The organism is Cellulomonas fimi, assembly GCF_028583725.1.
Taxonomy (GTDB): Bacteria; Actinomycetota; Actinomycetes; order Actinomycetales; family Cellulomonadaceae; genus Cellulomonas; species Cellulomonas fimi_B.
The window spans coordinates 4,026,276-4,042,552 of the sequence record NZ_CP110680.1 but is presented as its reverse complement, the minus strand read 5'-3'; the positions used below and the strand labels follow the sequence as shown (position 1 = coordinate 4,042,552).

The window sequence follows — 16,277 nt, the reverse complement described above, 5'->3', positions numbered from 1 at the left end:
CGTGCGCTGTCGAGGCGAGCGGGGGTGGATCGCCGGTCCGAATCGTTTTTCACCGGTGTAGAGACAAGACGGCTGCCGGTCGAGGGTGCACGGACGGCGTCAGCGACCGCGAGTCTCAACCGAACGGTTGACAAGGGTGCTGGGACGGGTCGATGGTTGCTGTCAACCAGATGGTTGAGGAGGATCCATGGCGGCCACCGACCCGCTCTCCCGCGCGTTCGCGGCGCTCGCGGACCCGACGCGCCGGGACATCGTCGCCCGGCTCGCGGACGGCGACGCGACCGTCGGCCAGCTCGCCGAGCCCTACGACATGACGCTCCAGGCGGTGTCCAAGCACCTGCGCGTGCTCACCGACGCGGGCGTCGTCCGCCGCGACCCGGAGGACCGGCGCGCACCCGTGCAGCTCGACGCGGAGGTCTTCGCGCTCATGACCCGCTGGATCGAGCGGTACCGCCGCCAGGCGGAGGAGCGGTACCGCCGCCTCGACGACCTGCTCGCCACGCCCCCGACAGGCGACCGCGCGGGCCGCGCCGACCGCACCGGCCCTGCCCACCGCACCGACCGCACCACCGGACCCGAAGGAGGCCGCGCATGACCAGCACCCGGCACGAGACCGAGGTCGTCGCCCCCGACGACCTGCCCGTCGTCCGCCTCGTACGCGAGTTCGACGCGACGCCCGCCCGCGTCTTCCGCGCGCACGTCGACCCCGACCTGCTCGTGCGCTGGTTCGGGCCGGCCGACACGCGGACCCGCCTCGACACGTGGGACTGCCGCTCCGCGGGCTCCTACCGGTACACGCACGTCGCGGGCCCGACTGAGATGGTGTCGTACGGGTCGTTCCACGAGGTCGTGGCGCCGTCGTCGATCGTCCAGACCGTCGCCGTCGAGGGCATGGGGGACGGCGTCGTGCTCGAGCGCTACCGGTTCGAGGAGCTCCCCGGCGGGCGGACACGACTCACCGTCACGACGCTCTCCGAGGACTTCACCACGCGCGACCAGATCGTCGCGAGCGGCATGGAGCACGGCGTCCGGGAGGGCCACGAGCGGCTCGACGCGCTCCTCGCGGACGGTTCGGTCGCATGACCGGGAGCGGCACCGGCGCCTCGTCGGTCGCGAGCAGCCGGCGAGGCGGCGTCCGCTCGCGGACCGTGACCGTCCTCCTGTGGGTCGCGCGTGCCGCGCTCGCGCTCGTGTTCCTCGGGGCCGGGGGGTCGAAGCTCGCGGGGGAGGGTGCGATGGTCGACATGTTCGCCGACATCGGCGCCGGTCAGTGGCTGCGCCTCGTCGTCGGCGGGCTGGAGGTCGCGGGCGCCGTCGGGGTGCTCGTCCCGCGCGTCGCCTTGCCCGCCGCGGCGGGCCTCGCGCTGCTCATGGTCGGCGCGACGCTCACCAACCTGCTCGTGCTGGGCGAGAGCCCGGTGGTGACGCTCGTGCTCGGCGTGCTCGCAGCGGCGGTCGCCGTGGTCCTGCGCAGGCGTCAGACCGCACCGGCCTGACGACGCACGCGGCCCGGGCGTCGTCTGCCGACGTCCGGGCCGTCGGCGTCATTTCTCACCCGCGCGGCACGCGTGCGGACCGGCTCGTGGCGCCCTCCCTCAGACCAGGGCCTGGACCAGCCGGGCGCCGAGGCCCTCCACCTCGTCCAGCCAGCGCGCGCGCTGCGCGTCGTCCGCCTCGTTGACCGACGCGAGCACCGTCCGCTCGACGACCGTCGGCGACGTCGCGGAGCCGAGGTACGTGCCGACGCACCGTTCCCAGATCGCGGCGAGCGGGTCGCCGAACACGGTCGCCTCCCGCTCGGCCGGGGTGTCGGTCGTGTTGACGACGACGAGGCGCCGGATCGCCAGCAGCCGCTCCGGCAGGCCGCCTGCGTCGGGCAGGCGGTACGCGACGCCGGGCACGAGGACCCGGTCGAGCCAGCCGGCGAGGATCGCGGGCGGCATGCCCCACCAGACCGGGTGCACGACGACGAGCGCGTCGGCGGTCGCGAGGTCCGCGCGGTGCCGGTCGAGCAGCGGGTCGCCGGACGGCCCGCCGCGGTGCAGGTCGCGCCCGACGACGAACGACTCCTCAGCGGGCAGCACCGGGTCGAACCCCTCGGCGTACAGGTCGTGGGTCACGAGCCGTCCGCCCGCGCGGGCCACGGCGTCGCCCAGGCGGCGCGCGAGCGCGTGGTTGAGGCTGTCGGGTCGCGGGTGCGCGACGACGAGGACGACGACGGGTGCGGCTGCGGGCCCGCCTCCGCGCGCGTCAGCCGCCGTGTCGGAGAGGGGTTCCGCTCCTGCCGTCATCCGGTCCTCCCTGCCGTGCTCCGGGCCGCGTCCGTCGCGACCGTACCGGACGGGGCTCGCGCGTTCTCACTCGATATGGTCAGTCGTACACATCGTGTGTACGATCGTCCGCATGACGACGACGGACTACTTCGCCGGTGACCCCCGGACCAACCGCGAGCGCATGCTCGCCGGCGACCTCTACATCGCCGACGACCCCGACAGCGGCCGCATCGCGCGCGAGGCGTTCCGGCTCTCCGACGCCTACTACCGCGCCGAGTCCGCGGGCGAGCCGGACGCCCGCGAGCACCTCGTCGCGCTGCTCGGCACCCTCGGCGAGGGCGCGTACGTCAAGCCGCCGCTGTTCGTCGACTACGGCGAGAACATCCACGTCGGCGCGCGCACGTTCGTCAACTACAACCTCACCGCGCTCGACGTCGCGACCATCACGATCGGCGAGGACTGCCAGATCGGCCCGAACGTCCAGCTGCTCACCCCGACGCACCCCGTCGACCCGCAGCCGCGCCGCGACAAGCTCGAGGCGGCGAAGCCGATCACCCTCGGTGACAACGTGTGGCTCGGTGGCGGGGTCATCGTGTGCCCGGGCGTCACGATCGGCGACAACACCGTCGTGGGCGCCGGGTCGGTCGTCGTCCGCGACCTCCCCGCGAACGTGGTCGCGGTCGGCAACCCGGCGCGCGTCGTCCGGCAGATCGGCGCGCAGGACGAGGCGCGGTGACCGAGCGGCGGCCCCGCCGCCACGACCCGGAGCGGCGCGACCGCATCGTCGAGGCATGCCTCCGGGTCGTCGGCGAGGTGGGCGTCGCCGGTGCGTCGACCCGACGTGTCGCCGCGGCCGCGGACGTGCCGCTCGGGTCGATCACCTACCACTTCGAGAGCGTCGACGCGCTGCTGTTCGAGGCGTTCGAGCGCTTCGCCCGGCGGGTGAGCGACCGCTTCGAGACGGCCATGGCGGGCGTCGCCGACGCGGAGGGCGCGCGGCGCGCGGTGGTGGACCTCGTCACCACGGGCGTGCTCGCCGACCCGCACGAGCTCGTCGTGACGCACGAGCTCTACACCCTCGCCGCGCGCGACCCGCGGTACCGCGAGCTCACGCACGCGTGGATGGCCCGGAGTCGGCGCGCGCTCGGACGGCACTTCGACCCCGAGACCGCCCGGCTGCTCGACGCGCTGGTCGAGGGCCTGACGATCCACCGCGCCCTCGACACCGAGCCCCGCGGCCGCGACGAGGTGGTGCGGGCGGTCGAGCGCATCACCCGCACGCCGGCGACCCGGGACTGACCCTCCACGAGGCTGCCGCGTGCGGCCCGCGGGCGTGCGCGGGTCGAGGTGCCGGACGGGTCAGGCGGCGAGGTGGAACGTCGTCGCGAAGCGGGCGAGGAGGTCGCCCGGGCCGCGGAGCACCTCGACCGCGCCCGTCGCGAGCGCGCGGTCGGGCGAGAGGTCGCCCGCGATGAGGCGGTGGAGCTCCGGGCCGGCGGCGAACGCCAGGTCGACGGGTCCGTCGCCGCGGGCGACGTCGAGCGTCGGGCCGTCGACGCGGACGAGCAGGCCGGTGTCGCCGACGTGGGCGCCGTAAGCCGTCGCAGGCAGCGTCGCCGCGACCTCGGGCCGGAAGGCGGTGCGCAGCGTCATCGTGAGCGCGTCGGGCGTGACGACCTGCTCGTCGCGCGGGTCGCCCAGCGCCTTGAACCCCCACGCCCCGAGCGCGAGGACGACGGGTTCGAGCTCGCGGCCGTACGGCGTGAGCTCGTAGACGATGACGCGTGAGCGCGGGGCGCGCCGGATGATCCCCGCCGCCTGGAGCTCCTTGAGCCGGGCCGCGAGGACGTTGGTCGGGATGCGGGGGAGGCCGGCGGCGAGCTCGCCGTAGCGGCGCGGCCCGACGAGCAGGTCGCGGACGAGGAGCAGCGCCCACCGTTCCCCGACGAGCTCGAGCGCGCGGGTGATGCCGCAGTACTGCCCGTAGTCGCGTGCGGCCACGGGCCTCAGGCCTGCTGGCTCGCGACCGCGTCGGGGCCCTGCGCGGCGGCTGCGGGGTCCATCCAGCCGAACTCGAGGACGTTGCCGTCGGGGTCGGTGAGCCCGCGCTGGTACATGAAGCCGTAGTCCGACGCGGGGCGCGGCTCGGTGCCGCCCGCGGCGAGCCCGGCGGCGGCGGTCGCGTCGACGGCGTCGCGGCTGTCGAGGAAGACCGCGGTCGACACCGACGGGCTGACGGCGGGGTCGCCGAGCGGCAGGTCGGTGAACGTCTGGAAGTACTCGCGCGTGAGGAGCATGAACGCGCTGTGGTCCTCCTCGACGACGACGCAGGCCGCGTTGTGGTCGGTGAACAGCGGGTTGAGCCTGAACCCGAGCGCCGTGTAGAAGGCCGTGGCGCGGTCCAGGTCGGTCACCGGCAGGTTGACGAACATCGCGGTCATGGCGTGGCTCCCTCGGTGCGGCGGTCGGGCGGGCAGGACCCACGCTTGCAAAAAACAAGTGCAGCGTCAAGGGGTGCCGGACGGGTACGACGACGACCCCCGTGCCGCCCGGGCAGCCGGTGACCGGGTGCGTGTTTCCACGCACGAGCAGCCCGGCGCTGCGACCCGAGGGCGTGCGATGGGGACCTCAGCCCGACCGACCGAAAGGCATCCCGTGCCCACGTTCACCGCCTCCGCCCGCTCCACCTCCCCGTCCCGCGTCGACGTGGACGTCCGGCAGTTCACGTTCGTCGTCGACGAGCCGCCGTCGCTCGGCGGCACCGACCTCGGCCCCAACCCCGTCGAGCTCCTGCTCGCGTCGCTGCTCGGCTGCCTGAACGTCGTCGTGCACCTCGTCGCGCAGGAGCGCGCCGTGCACGTCCGGTCGCTGCACCTGACCGCCGAGGGTGACCTCGACCCGGCGCTCCTGTTCGGCTACGACATCGGCACGCGCGCGGGGTTCTCCGGCATCCGCGTGCACGCCGCGATCGACGTCGACGGGTCCGAGGCGCAGGCCCGGGACATCCTCGCCGAGGCGCAGCGCCGCTGCCCCGTCGGTGACAACCTGCTGCACCGCACGCCGCTCACGGTCGCGGTCGCGACCCCCGCCCTCCTGGCCGGGGCTGCCGCGTGAACGCCGCGCGGGCACCGCGCCGCACCGGGTCCCGCGCGCCTAGCCTGGGGACGGCCGGACCGGTACCGCGACACGGTGAGGGGGCTGCGATGACGCACGAGGCCGGGGAAGGGTCCGGAGGTCTCGACGGGTTCGTCGACGGCGGCAGCACCCCGCCGCCCCGCCCGACGGCCAAGGTCGCGGTCGTCGGCGCAGGGTCGGTCGGCGCGACGCTCGCCTACGCGGTCCTCATGCGCGGCGCGGCCCGCGAGGTCGTCCTCTACGACATCGACCGCGCCAAGGTCCGGGCCCAGGCGCTCGACCTCGCGCACGGGATCCAGTTCATGCCCATGGCGCACGTCGTCGGGTCCGACGACATCGCGGCGTGCGCCGGCGCGGACGTCGTCGTCGTCACCGCGGGCGCCAAGATGAAGCCCGGGCAGACCCGGCTGGACCTCGCCGCCCAGACCATCGGCCTGACGCGCACGCTCATGCCGCAGCTCGTCGAGGTCGCGCCCGACGCGGTCTACGTCATGGTCACCAACCCCGTCGACGTCGTCACGTACGCGGCGCTGCGGTGCTCGGGCCTCCCGCGCGAGAAGGTGCTGGGCACCGGGACGGTCCTCGACTCCTCACGGTTCCGCTACCTGATCGCGCAGCACGTCGGCGTCGCGGTGCAGAACGTGCACGCGTACATCGCGGGCGAGCACGGCGACACCGCCGTGCCCCTGTGGTCGTCGGCGACGATCGGCGGCGTCCCGCTGCTCGACGTGCCGCCCCTCGACGGCCGTGAGCGCCTCACCCCGGAGGTGCGCGACGCGATCGCGCACGAGGTCGTCCACTCCGCGTACGAGATCATCGCCGGCAAGGGCGCGACGAACTACGCGATCGGGCTCGCGAGCTCGCGCGTCGTCGAGGCGGTCGTCAACGACGAGCGCCGCGTCATGCCCGTGTCGTCGCTCGTCAGCGGCTACCGGGGGATCGACGACATGTGCCTGTCCGTCCCGACGATGGTCAGCCACGCGGGCGCCGGCACGCTGCTGCCGACCCCGATGACCGACGACGAGGTCGCGGCCCTGCGGCACTCCGCCGACACGCTGCACGACCTGGCGCGCCGGTTCGACCTCTGACCGCGGGAGCGCGACCGGCAGCCGTCGTCCGTGCACGCCGCCTGATCGCACCGGGCCACGATGATCGGGCGACGGCACCGCGCGGGGCGCCAGTGTGGACGACGGAAGGAGGGCACCGTGATCGCCTGGCTCAACCGGCTCGTCGACCTCGTCGAGGAGAGCCTCACCGAGGACCTCGACGTCGCCCGGCTCGCCACGACGCTCGGCACCAGCGAGTACCACCTGCGGCGGATGTTCTCGTCGCTGGCCGGGATGCCGCTGTCGGAGTACGTGCGTCGGCGCCGCATGACCGTCGCCGCGGCGGACGTCGTCGACGGGTCGGACGACCTGCTGACGATCGCCGTCCGCCACGGGTACGGCTCGGCGGAGGCGTTCGGCCGCGCGTTCCAGGCGGTGCACGGCGTCGGCCCCGGGCGGGCCCGGCGCGACGGTGGCCCCTTCCGCAGCCAACCCGTTCTCAGGTTCCGCCTGACCGTCGAAGGAGCCAGTCCCATGGACGTCCGCCTCGTCACCCGTCCCGCCGTCCGCCTCGTCGGGCACGCCGCGCGCGTCCCGCTCGTCCACGAGGGGGTCAACCCCGCGATCCAGCAGCACGTCGTCGCGATCCCGCCGCAGGAGCACGCGCGGCTCAAGGCGCTCGGGGACACCGAGCCCGGCGGGCTGCTCGCCGTGAGCGCCGATCTCGACCCCGACCGCCGCGAGGGCACCGAGCTGACCTACCTGCACGGCGTCGCCGTCACGGACGCCGTCGACGTGCCGGCCGACCTCGACGTGATCGACGTCGACGCGGGCCCGTGGGCCGTGTTCCGGGCCGCCGGGCCCTACCCGGACACCCTGCAGACCCTCTGGGCGGCGACCGCGACGGAGTGGTTCCCGTCGAACCCGTCGCGGCTGCGGCCCGGGCCCGAGGTCGTCGCGGTCGTCGAGCGCGCCGACGACTTCAGTACCGCGACCGTCGAGCTCTGGCTCCCGGTCGAGGCCGGCTGACGGCCGACCCCGCCGGCGCGCGTCCGGCCGCCGGCGGGGTCAGCCGGTCGGGACGCGGTACCGGCGCTTCGGCGGGCCGCCGGCGACCGCGACGAGGTCCTGCAGCACGCCGCCGCACCGCTCGATGGTCCGTGCGGACGCGACGTTGTCGTCGTCGCAGGTCACGAGCGCGCGGGCGATGCCGACCGACCGGGCGACGACGAGCGACTGCCGCAGTATCTCGGTCGCGTGCCCGCGGCGCCGGTGGGCGGGGCGCACCGCGTACCCGATGTGCCCCCCGACGCGCGCGAGGGCCTCGTTGAGCTCGTGCCGTACGGACACGCGGCCGACGAGCACACCGTCGACGTCCGCGACGAGGAACGTCGCGGGCACGCGGCCGGGCAGGAGCCGCACTCCCGCGCGCTCGTCGGCCAGGTGCGCGAGGTAGCCCGGCCAGTCGTCGCGGCGGCCGTCGAGCAGGAAGTCGAACCCTTCTCGTGCGAGCTCGTCGTGCGCGGCCCACGCCTCGGACTCGTCGGCCGACGCCAGCGGCCGCAGCACGAGGCGCGCCGTCATGACGTCACCCCGCACGCCGCCGAGGTCTCCGCGAGGAGGTCGCGCGCGGCCGTGAGCGTCGCGCGCAGCGCGTCCGGCGTGCCGCCGACCTCCGCGCAGAGGGCGTGGGCGCGCGCCGCGAACGCGGACGGTGCGCCGGTCAGACGCCCGGCCGCGGCCACGGCGCCCTTCTCGTTCGTGACCCACCGGCCCGCGTCGGCGAGCAGCGCGTGCGCCTGGAGCAGCACCGCGCGGAACAGGCAGCCGGCGACGTAGGCGCTGTCGGCACGCGACACCGCCTTGGCGGCGGTGTCCAGGCTGAACCCGGCCTCCCACAGCCCGGCGACGACGGCGTCGCGCAGCCGCGGGGGATACGTCGACGCGGCCTCGTGCAGCGCGGTGACCTCGCCCGACGGGTCCGTGAGCACCACGGCGACGGCGACCTCGCCGGCGTACGCGAACGACGGCACGCCGAGCGGGTGGCCGACCTGCGCGTGCCACGCGAACCGGCCCTGCTGCGCCTCCGCCCACGCGTGGTGCACGCGGTCCAGGTCGCGGTAGAGCAGATCGACGGCGGTGCCGTCGACGTGGAGCCAGCCGCCCCCGTCGACCCACGGACCCCACTCGCCGGGGGCCGTCACGCGCGCGTCGGGGCCGGCGACCTCGCGGGCGACCGCGCCGAGCGCGTCCACGTCGAGCGGTGGCCGGTAGTAGAGGCCCAGGTCGACGTCGGACTCGGGCGTGGCGTCACCGCGCGCCCGGCTGCCGCCGAGCACGACGGCCCGCACGCCGGGCACCGTCGCGAGCCGGTCGGCCAGGTCGCGCAGTCGTCCGTCGCTCAGCACCGGCCCAGCATGCCGCCCGCGCGCAGCACCGGGCGACGGCTCGATCTACCGGATTGTGGGAGATAGGCTGACGGCATGACGAACGTCTCCGCGATCTTCCGCAGCGACACCCAGGCCCGGGTGCTGCGGGTGCTCGCGCGCGCGTCGGTGCCGATGACGGCGACGGACGTCGCACGGGAGCTGGGTGAGCCGCTCTCGACGGTCGCGCGCGAGGTGTCGCGACTCGTGGACGCCGAGATGGTGCGCACCGAGCGGCGCGGCCGTCGCACCCTGCTGACCCCGAGCTGGGCGAACGGCTACATGCGCGCCGCGCGCGAGGCGTTCGACTACGAGGACGCGCGACGCGCGCAGGACGCGGGGCCGCGGTGGTGGCGGACGGTCCCCGAGATCGTCGACGACGTCTCGGCAGAGGTCGGTCGGGGCGACGAGCCGGCCGCGATCCGGATGCTCGTCGACGGTCTCGACGCCCTCCCGCGCGTCGCAGCGACAGGCGGCGCCGACGAGATGCTCGCCGAGCCACGGTCGACCGGCGACGACCGCTGGGACGCGCTGGTCGCCGGGAGCGTGCGGTACGTCGCACGGCGCGCCGGCGTCCCGGCCCCCGCCTGGACCCGCCGGAGGCCTCTGAGCGCGTGGTGGTGGCCGACGGGGCGCGGTGCGCGAGCGGCAGTCGCGGTGCAGCACACCCCGGTCGAGCTCGCTCGCCTCGGCGTCTGGTTCGACGAGCGGAACTTCACGACGGCATGAGCACGCACGGTCCGACCCTGTCCCGCGCCGACGTCGTCGGCCTTCTCGCCGAGCTCGGCGCCGTCCTCCAGCGCGACGGGCTGCACGCGACGATCTACGTCGTCGGCGGTGCGGCGATGTCCATCACGCTCGACTCGCGCCGCGTCACCCGTGACGTCGACGCGGTGTTCCGCAGCGGGTCGGACGGCCTGCGGACGGCCGCGCGCGAGGTCGCCGCACGGCACGGGCTCGACCCCGAGTGGCTCGTCGACCGGGTCGCCGCGGCCGTCGTCGGCCTCGTCGACGACGACGGCGAGACCGAGTTCGACGTTCCCGGACTGTCCGCCGCCGTCGCGTCACCCGAGCACCTCCTGGCGATGAAGATGCTCGCCGGGCGGGAACGCGACCTCGACGACCTCGTCGTCCTCTTCCGTCACCTCGGCATCCGCACGCCGCGTGAGGCTGTCGAGATCACCGAGCGCGTGTTCGGGGGCGGGTACCCGGACACCGCGCCGCCGCTCGAGTACCTCGAGCTGCTCGCCGAGGACGTCCTCGTGAGCTCCCAGGGCTGACGCCCGGCCGATCCCCGGGCCCGACAGCCCACCGGGCTATACACGGTGCGTATACACGGTGTGTATAGTCCTCGTCATGACCGTCGGACCGACCCTTCTGGGCCTCCTGCGCACCGGACCCCGCCACGGCTACGACCTGAAGCGCGCGTACGACGAGCGCTTCGGCCACGACCGGCCGCTCGCGTACGGGCAGGTGTACTCGACCCTCGCCCGCCTGCTGAAGAACGGCCTCGTCGAGGTCGAGCAGGAGCCGGGCGACGGCCCCGACCGCAAGCGGTACGCGATCACGGACGCCGGCGTGAGCGACGTCGACGCGTGGCTGTCGCACCCCGAGAAGCCCGAGCCCTACCTGCAGAGCACCCTCTACACGAAGGTCGTCCTGGCGCTCCTCACGGGCTTCGACGCGGCGCAGGTCCTCGACGCGCAGCGCAGCGAGCACCTGCGTCTCATGCGCGACCTGACCCGGCGCAAGACCGAGGGTGACCTTGCCGACCAGCTCGTGTGCGACCACGCGCTGTTCCACCTCGAGGCCGACCTGCGCTGGCTCGAGCTCACGGCCGCCCGGCTCGACCGCCTCCGCGGCGAGCTGAGGCGCTGACGTGCCGCCCCGGCCTCGCACCCCACGACTGGAGAACCCGATGACGCACGCCCCGATCCTCGCCGCCGACGACCTGCACGTGCGCTTCGGCGCCACCACCGCCCTCGACTCCGCGTCGCTCGACGTCCGCGCGGGCGAGGTGCTGGCCCTCATGGGGCCGTCCGGGTCCGGCAAGTCGACGCTGCTGCACTGCCTCGCGGGCATCCTGCGGCCCGACGCGGGCACCGTCACGTACGCCGGGCGCGATCTCACCGCGATGTCCGACGCCGAGCGCAGCGCCCTGCGGCGCACGCAGTTCGGATTCGTGTTCCAGTTCGGGCAGCTCGTGCCCGAGCTCACGTGCCGCGAGAACGTCGCGCTCCCGCTGCGCCTCACGGGCGTCGGGCGTCGCGAGGCGCACCGCACCGCCGACGAGTGGCTCGCCCGGCTCGAGGTCGACGACACCGCCGACAAGCGCCCGGGGGAGGTGTCGGGCGGCCAGGGGCAGCGCGTCGCCGTCGCCCGCTCGCTCGTCGTGCGGCCGCGGGTCGTCTTCGCCGACGAGCCGACGGGCGCGCTCGACTCGCTCAACGGCGAGCGCGTGATGGAGCTGTTCGTCTCCGCGGCGCGCGACACCGGCGCGGCCGTCGTGCTCGTCACCCACGAGGTGCGCGTCGCCGCGTACTCCGACCGCGAGGTCGTCGTCCGCGACGGTCGCGTCCGCACCCCGGAGCTCGCCCGATGACGCGCCCGACGGGACGCCAGGGCCCGCTCCGCGACCTGGCGCTCGGCGCCCGGCTCGCCGTCGCGGGCGGTCGCGCCGGGTGGGCGCGGCTCGCGCTCGTGGGCGCCGGCGTCGGGCTCGGCGTCGCGCTCCTGCTGCTCGCGACCGCGATCCCGTCCGTGCTCGACGCCCGGGCCGACCGGGTCGCCGCCCGGGAGGTCCCGCGGACGCTCGCCGACGGGTCGGACGGCGTCGCGCCCGACGAGACGACCGTGCTCACGTACCCCGTCCGGTCGCACGTGCAGGGCGCGCCGGCCGAGGGGCTGCTGCTGCAGGCGGAGGGCGACGATCCCGTGCTTCCGCCGGGTGTCGCGGTCATGCCCGCCCCGGGCGAGCTCGTGGTGTCGCCCGCGCTCGGGAGGCTCCTCGCCTCCGACGAGGGGGAGGCGGTCCGCGGCCGCTGGGGGGACCGCGTCGTCGGGGAGATCGGCCCGGCCGGCCTGGCCGGTCCCGGCGAGCTCCGGGTCTACGCCGGGACCGACGCGCTCACGCCGGAGACCGGTGTGCGCACCGCGTCGTTCGGCACGGCCGTCCCCGACGCCGACGCCGGGCCGCTGCTCCTGCTGCTGGGCATCGTCGCGCTCGTCGTGCTCCTGCTGCCGGTCGCGATCTTCGTGACGACCGCCGTCCGGTTCGGCGGCGAGTCGCGCGACCGCCGGCTCGCGGCGCTGCGGCTCGTCGGGGCGGACGTCGCGACGACCCGCCGGATCGCGGCGGGCGAGACGCTCGTCGGCGCGACGCTGGGGCTCGCCGTCGGCGCGCTGCTGGCGGTCGTGGTGGGTGCCTCGATGGACGCGTGGGTGCCCGCCGAGCTGGGGTTCTACCCCGGTGACGTGCGGCCCGTCCCGCTGCTCGCCGCGCTCGTCGTCGTGCTGGTGCCCGTCGCGTCGGTCGTCGTCACGATCTCCGCGATGCGCCGCGTGGTCGCCGAGCCGCTCGGGGTCGTCCGCCGGGCCCGCGGCGTGCGTCGTCGGCTGTGGTGGCGGCTCGTGCTGCCCGTGGGCGGTGGCCTCCTGCTGCTGCCGCTGCGGGACGGGGCCGACGCGGTCTCCTCCTCGCCGTGGACCCTCATGCTCGGCCTCGTGCTGCTCCTGGTCGGGGTCGCGCTCCTGCTGCCCTGGCTCGTCGACGCCGTCGTGCGCCGGCTCTCTCCCGGCGGCGTCGCGTGGCAGCTCGCCGTGCGCCGCCTGCAGCTCGACAGCGGGACGTCGGTCCGTGCGGTGTCGGGGATCGCGGTGTCCGTCGCGGGACTCGTCGCCATGCACGGCCTCGTGGGCGCCGTCGAGACCGCGTACGAGAGCGGGGGCGGCGACGCCCCGGGGCGCGTCGTCGAGGTCTACGGCCAGCGCACCGACAACGCGTGGCGCACCGCGGTCGCGGCCGCTCCCGGGGTCGTCGACGTGCACGTCCTGGCCGGCGTGCGGCTGGTCGCCGACGACGGCAGCGACGTCGAGCTCCTGGCGCAGGTGGGGGACTGCGCGGCGCTCGCGCTGGAGGCGGACATCGACGACTGCGCCGCGGGTGACGCCTTCGTGGCGGCGGCCCCGGACGTCACCGCGCCGTGGGCGGGCATGACGTTCCGGGTCTCGACCGAGGACGGTCCCGGCCGGCAGTGGACGGTGCCCGCTGACGCGCGGACCGTGCCCGCCGACGCGCGGTACGCGGGGTCCGGTGTCGCGTCGTGGCTGCTGCTCACGCCGCAGGCGGCGGACGGGCTGGTGCTCGCCGACGCGGGCGAGGAGGTGCGGGTCGTGGTCGACCCCGCCGTCCCCGACGCGATGGACCACCTCCGCACGGCCGTGCTGCGCGTCGACCCCACGGCGTACGTGACGCCGGGCGCAGAACGGGTCGCGACGACGATGGACACCGTGCGCGCCGCGCTGCTCGTGGGCACGATCGGCCTGCTGGTCGTCGTGGGGGCGAGCCTGCTGGTCGACGTCCTGGAGCAGCTCCGTGAGCGCCGCCGGCTGCTCGCCGTGCTGCTCGCGTTCGGGACCCGCCGCAGGACGCTCGGCGTGTCCGTGCTCTACCAGGTGGCGGTGCCCGTGGCGCTCGGGCTCGCGCTCGCGGTCGCGACGGGGGCCGGGCTCGCTGCGGTGCTGCAGCGCGCGGCCGGTGCGGGCGTCCGGCTCGACTGGTTCGGCATCGGCACGACGTCGGGCACCGCGGCGGCCGTCGTGCTGCTGACGACCGCCGCGACGCTCCCGCTCCTGTGGCGCCTCACGCGCCCGGGCGCGCTGCGCAGCGAGTGAGACGGGCGCGGTGGCCGCCGACGGGAGGGACGTCGGCGGCCACCGCGTCGTGCGTCAGGCGCTCGTGCAGGTGAGGGCGGGGGTCGGCGGCGTCCCGCTGCCGAGGAGCCCGAACGTCGCCGTGCCGCCCGCGGGCAGGCCACCGTTCCACGCGACGTTCCGCACGGTCAGCTGGTCGCCCTGCGCGGTCAGCGTCCCGTTCCAGACCTGGTCGACCCGCTCGCCCGACGTCCGCCAGCCGACGCTCCACGACGAGGTCGGGGAACCGGCGCGGACCGTGACCTCGGCCTGGAAGCCGCCGGGCCACGAGTTGACGGTGCGGAACGTCGCCGTGCACGCGCCGGCGGGCGGCGGGGTCGTGACGGTCGGCGTGGGGGTCGGCGTCGGGCTCGTGGTGGGCGTCGGCGTCGGGGTGGGGGTCGGCGTGGGCGTCGGGGTGGGGGTCGGGTTCGGCGTCGTGGACGGCAGCGACGTGAAGAACCGCCAGATCTCACCGGGGACCCACGACTGCTGCTGCCCGCGGTCCCGCGCGTCCCACTGGTGGCCGCTGTCGGAGGCGAGCCACACCACGGGGTAGCCGTCGCGGCACGTGTACGCGGTGCGCGTGTGCGTCCCGCTCCCGGCGGCCGGCTCGGGCGCCTGCTGCGCCTGGCAGCCGTTGTTGCGCAGCGCGCGGTCCCGCAGGGCGCGTCCCTGGGAGATGTTGAGGACGTCGTCCACGACGCCGTGCGAGCCGAGGTAGGCGATCGGCTGGGTGCCGCCCGTGCACCCGGAGAGCTGGGCGCCGTTGAGCACCGCGACGGCCCGGAAGACGTCGGCGCGCGCGCAGGCCAGCGCGTTGCTCATGCCGCCGCCGTAGCTGAAGCCCGTGGCGAACCGCTGGGTGGTGTCGATGCAGAGCGCCTGCTCGACGGTGCGCAGCACGTCGTCGATGAACGTCACGTCGCGGCCGTTGCTGTTGGGCCACGCGTTGTCGATGCCCTGGGGCGCGACGAAGACCGTGCTGGTGCCGGCGAGCGGCTTGAGCCCGTAGAAGCCCTGGTTGACGACGTCGGACGCGGTGCCGTGCCACCAGTGCAGCCCGACCACGAGCCGGTAGGCGCGGTTCGGGTCGTAGCCGGAGGGCACGTCGAGGCGGAACGTGCGCTGCTGGCCGCCGCTGCTGATCGTGTGGGTGCCGGTCGCGAGCCCGGCGGGGCGGCCGCAACCGGCGGTGGCGGCGGCGCGGACCGCGCCCGCGGCGCGCACCGAGTCGGGCAGGGCCGCGACGGCGGGGGCGGTGAGCCCGACGAGCGCGAGGACGGCGACGGCGGCCGCCAGCAGGGTCCCGCGCAGGCGGGTCGGTGTGGGATGGCGCACGGTGGGGCTCCTCCGGCTCGTCCGGACCGCTCCGGTTCGCGCGGCACCGCGTCGTGCGGCGGCGGCCGGAGGGCGATCTACACCGGTGAAGATAACGACCGTCCTCGGCGTGGCGCAGGCGTCCGAAACGGTTCACGAGCGATCCCGACGTGCTCGCCCTGGGCGAACGCGGGTATCGCCGCGGGCGTCGCGCGCGCTGCACCACGCATGGACGACGACGTGCTGGACGCCTACTCGCGCACGGTCTCGGGCGTCGCGGAGCGCGTGCTCCCGAGCGTCGCGAGCCTCACCGTCGTGACGGCGCGCGGCCGGGGCGCGGGGTCCGCGAGCGTCGTCACGCGCGACCGGCACCTGCTCACCAGCGCGCACGTGGTCGCGGGCGCGCGGACCGTCGAGACCGCGTTCCTCGACGGCACGACGGTCGACGCGGACGTCGTCGGCAGCGACCCGCTGTCGGACCTCGCCGTGCTGCGGGCGCGCGACGACCTGCCCGACCCGGTCGAGCTCGGCGACGCCGCGCGGCTGCGCGTCGGGCAGCTCGTCATCGCGCTCGGCAACCCGCTCGGCCTCGCGGGCAGCGTCACGGCCGGGATCGTGTCGGCGCTCGGGCGGTCGCTGCCGACGGCGTCGGGCCGGGTCGTCGACGAGGTCGTGCAGACCGACGCCGCGCTGAACCCCGGCAACAGCGGCGGCGTGCTGGCCGACGGGTCAGGGCGCATGGTCGGCGTCAACACCGCGCTCGCGGGCATCGGGGTCGGGCTGGCCGTGCCGGTCAACGCGACGACACGGCAGATCGTCGACGCGCTCATGACCCGGGGGCGGGTCCGCCGGGCGTGGCTCGGCATCGCGGGCATCCAGGTCGCGCTGTCGCCCGAGCTCGCCGCCCGGATGGGGTCGCGCACCGGCCTGCAGGTCGCCGAGGTGTCGCCCGGCAGCCCGGCGGCGGAGGCCGGGCTGCGGCGCGGGGACGTCGTGGTCGAGCTCGACGGCAACCGCGTCGTCACCGCGACCGCCGTGCAGCGGCTCATGGTCGAGGACGCGATCGACCGGCGCATCGAGGTCACCGTGTGGCGCAACGGCGCGCTCGTCGACGTCCTCGCCTACCCGCGCGAGCTCGTCACCCCCTGACGGCGGACGTCGACGGC

20 protein-coding genes are annotated in these 16,277 nt (G+C 75.5%); 14 read left to right on the top strand and 6 right to left on the bottom strand.

From position 1 onward, the window contains the following. The first annotated feature begins 187 nt into the window (after positions 1-187). The 3 genes from OOT42_RS18225 to OOT42_RS18215 all read left to right on the top strand — a co-directional run bounded on the left by OOT42_RS18225 (position 188) and on the right by OOT42_RS18215 (position 1,496). Positions 188-595, top strand: a complete 408-nt coding sequence (locus OOT42_RS18225; RefSeq protein WP_273652563.1) for an ArsR/SmtB family transcription factor — start codon at positions 188-190, stop codon at positions 593-595. Then, a complete protein-coding gene (locus OOT42_RS18220; protein WP_273652562.1) occupies positions 592-1,083 on the top strand; it encodes an SRPBCC domain-containing protein in 492 nt (163 codons plus the stop codon). Before OOT42_RS18225 ends, OOT42_RS18220 begins: the two co-directional genes overlap by 4 nt. A gap of 65 nt (positions 1,084-1,148) precedes the next feature. Further along, complete coding sequence (locus OOT42_RS18215; RefSeq protein ID WP_273652561.1) at positions 1,149-1,496, top strand: DoxX family protein; 348 nt, start codon at positions 1,149-1,151, stop codon at positions 1,494-1,496. A 99-nt stretch (positions 1,497-1,595) separates the two neighbouring features. On the opposite strand, the gene OOT42_RS18210 is transcribed toward OOT42_RS18215, so the two are convergent. Further along, on the bottom strand, positions 1,596-2,291 hold the full coding sequence (locus tag OOT42_RS18210; RefSeq protein WP_273652560.1) for an NAD(P)H-dependent oxidoreductase: 696 nt from the start codon (positions 2,289-2,291) through the stop codon (positions 1,596-1,598). A 112-nt stretch (positions 2,292-2,403) separates the two neighbouring features. Here OOT42_RS18210 and OOT42_RS18205 point away from each other — a divergent pair, with 112 nt between their 5' ends. After that, complete coding sequence (locus tag OOT42_RS18205) at positions 2,404-3,009, top strand: sugar O-acetyltransferase (protein ID WP_273652559.1); 606 nt, start codon at positions 2,404-2,406, stop codon at positions 3,007-3,009. Next, the gene (locus OOT42_RS18200; protein WP_273652558.1) at positions 3,006-3,572 is read left to right on the top strand and encodes a TetR/AcrR family transcriptional regulator; all 567 of its coding nucleotides are present in this window, start codon (positions 3,006-3,008) and stop codon (positions 3,570-3,572) included. Before OOT42_RS18205 ends, OOT42_RS18200 begins: the two co-directional genes overlap by 4 nt. Before the next feature lie 60 nt (positions 3,573-3,632). Here OOT42_RS18200 and OOT42_RS18195 read toward each other — a convergent pair whose 3' ends face one another. After that, the gene (locus OOT42_RS18195) at positions 3,633-4,274 is read right to left on the bottom strand and encodes a winged helix-turn-helix transcriptional regulator (protein WP_273652557.1); all 642 of its coding nucleotides are present in this window, start codon (positions 4,272-4,274) and stop codon (positions 3,633-3,635) included. Between the two features lie 5 nt (positions 4,275-4,279). Then, positions 4,280-4,714, bottom strand: coding sequence for a VOC family protein (locus tag OOT42_RS18190; protein ID WP_273652556.1), 435 nt, complete (start codon positions 4,712-4,714; stop codon positions 4,280-4,282). 214 nt (positions 4,715-4,928) lie between these two features. Between OOT42_RS18190 and OOT42_RS18185 the strand changes: the two genes are divergently transcribed. The 3 genes from OOT42_RS18185 to OOT42_RS18175 all read left to right on the top strand — a co-directional run bounded on the left by OOT42_RS18185 (position 4,929) and on the right by OOT42_RS18175 (position 7,483). Continuing rightward, positions 4,929-5,387, top strand: a complete 459-nt coding sequence (locus tag OOT42_RS18185; RefSeq protein WP_273652555.1) for an OsmC family protein — start codon at positions 4,929-4,931, stop codon at positions 5,385-5,387. An 89-nt stretch (positions 5,388-5,476) separates the two neighbouring features. Further along, positions 5,477-6,496 (top strand): L-lactate dehydrogenase, encoded by a 1,020-nt coding sequence (locus OOT42_RS18180; RefSeq protein WP_273652554.1) that lies wholly within the window; start codon positions 5,477-5,479, stop codon positions 6,494-6,496. Between the two features lie 117 nt (positions 6,497-6,613). Continuing rightward, complete coding sequence (locus OOT42_RS18175; RefSeq protein WP_273652553.1) at positions 6,614-7,483, top strand: AraC family transcriptional regulator; 870 nt, start codon at positions 6,614-6,616, stop codon at positions 7,481-7,483. Between the two features lie 39 nt (positions 7,484-7,522). Here the strand turns inward: OOT42_RS18175 and OOT42_RS18170 are convergent, their stop codons facing one another. Together OOT42_RS18170 and OOT42_RS18165 are read right to left on the bottom strand one after the other, a co-directional pair. After that, positions 7,523-8,038, bottom strand: a complete 516-nt coding sequence (locus OOT42_RS18170) for a GNAT family N-acetyltransferase (protein ID WP_273652552.1) — start codon at positions 8,036-8,038, stop codon at positions 7,523-7,525. Further along, positions 8,035-8,862 (bottom strand): nucleotidyltransferase family protein, encoded by an 828-nt coding sequence (locus tag OOT42_RS18165; RefSeq protein ID WP_273652551.1) that lies wholly within the window; start codon positions 8,860-8,862, stop codon positions 8,035-8,037. Before OOT42_RS18165 ends, OOT42_RS18170 begins: the two co-directional genes overlap by 4 nt. Positions 8,863-8,937: 75 nt before the next feature. Between OOT42_RS18165 and OOT42_RS18160 the strand changes: the two genes are divergently transcribed. The 5 genes from OOT42_RS18160 (at position 8,938) to OOT42_RS18140 (ending at position 13,773) form a co-directional block, all read left to right on the top strand. Further along, positions 8,938-9,609: a helix-turn-helix domain-containing protein gene (locus OOT42_RS18160; protein WP_273652550.1), complete on the top strand. Its 672-nt coding sequence runs from the start codon at positions 8,938-8,940 to the stop codon at positions 9,607-9,609. Next, on the top strand, positions 9,606-10,160 hold the full coding sequence (locus tag OOT42_RS18155; RefSeq protein ID WP_273652549.1) for a DUF6036 family nucleotidyltransferase: 555 nt from the start codon (positions 9,606-9,608) through the stop codon (positions 10,158-10,160). Before OOT42_RS18160 ends, OOT42_RS18155 begins: the two co-directional genes overlap by 4 nt. A 76-nt stretch (positions 10,161-10,236) precedes the next feature. After that, positions 10,237-10,758 carry a PadR family transcriptional regulator gene (locus OOT42_RS18150; RefSeq protein ID WP_273652548.1) on the top strand — a complete coding sequence of 174 codons (522 nt, stop codon included), beginning with the start codon at positions 10,237-10,239 and terminating at the stop codon, positions 10,756-10,758. A 40-nt stretch (positions 10,759-10,798) separates the two neighbouring features. Further along, on the top strand, positions 10,799-11,482 hold the full coding sequence (locus OOT42_RS18145; protein ID WP_273652547.1) for an ABC transporter ATP-binding protein: 684 nt from the start codon (positions 10,799-10,801) through the stop codon (positions 11,480-11,482). Then, entirely contained in the window at positions 11,479-13,773 is a 2,295-nt protein-coding gene (locus OOT42_RS18140) for an ABC transporter permease (RefSeq protein ID WP_273652546.1), read from the top strand. The genes OOT42_RS18145 and OOT42_RS18140 overlap by 4 nt, the downstream gene beginning before the upstream one ends. 54 nt (positions 13,774-13,827) lie before the next feature. Here OOT42_RS18140 and OOT42_RS18135 read toward each other — a convergent pair whose 3' ends face one another. Then, the gene (locus OOT42_RS18135) at positions 13,828-15,132 is read right to left on the bottom strand and encodes a cellulose binding domain-containing protein (protein ID WP_273652545.1); all 1,305 of its coding nucleotides are present in this window, start codon (positions 15,130-15,132) and stop codon (positions 13,828-13,830) included. 207 nt (positions 15,133-15,339) lie between these two features. Between OOT42_RS18135 and OOT42_RS18130 the strand changes: the two genes are divergently transcribed. Beyond that, complete coding sequence (locus OOT42_RS18130) at positions 15,340-16,260, top strand: S1C family serine protease (RefSeq protein ID WP_273652544.1); 921 nt, start codon at positions 15,340-15,342, stop codon at positions 16,258-16,260. The last annotated feature ends 17 nt before the right edge of the window (positions 16,261-16,277 follow it).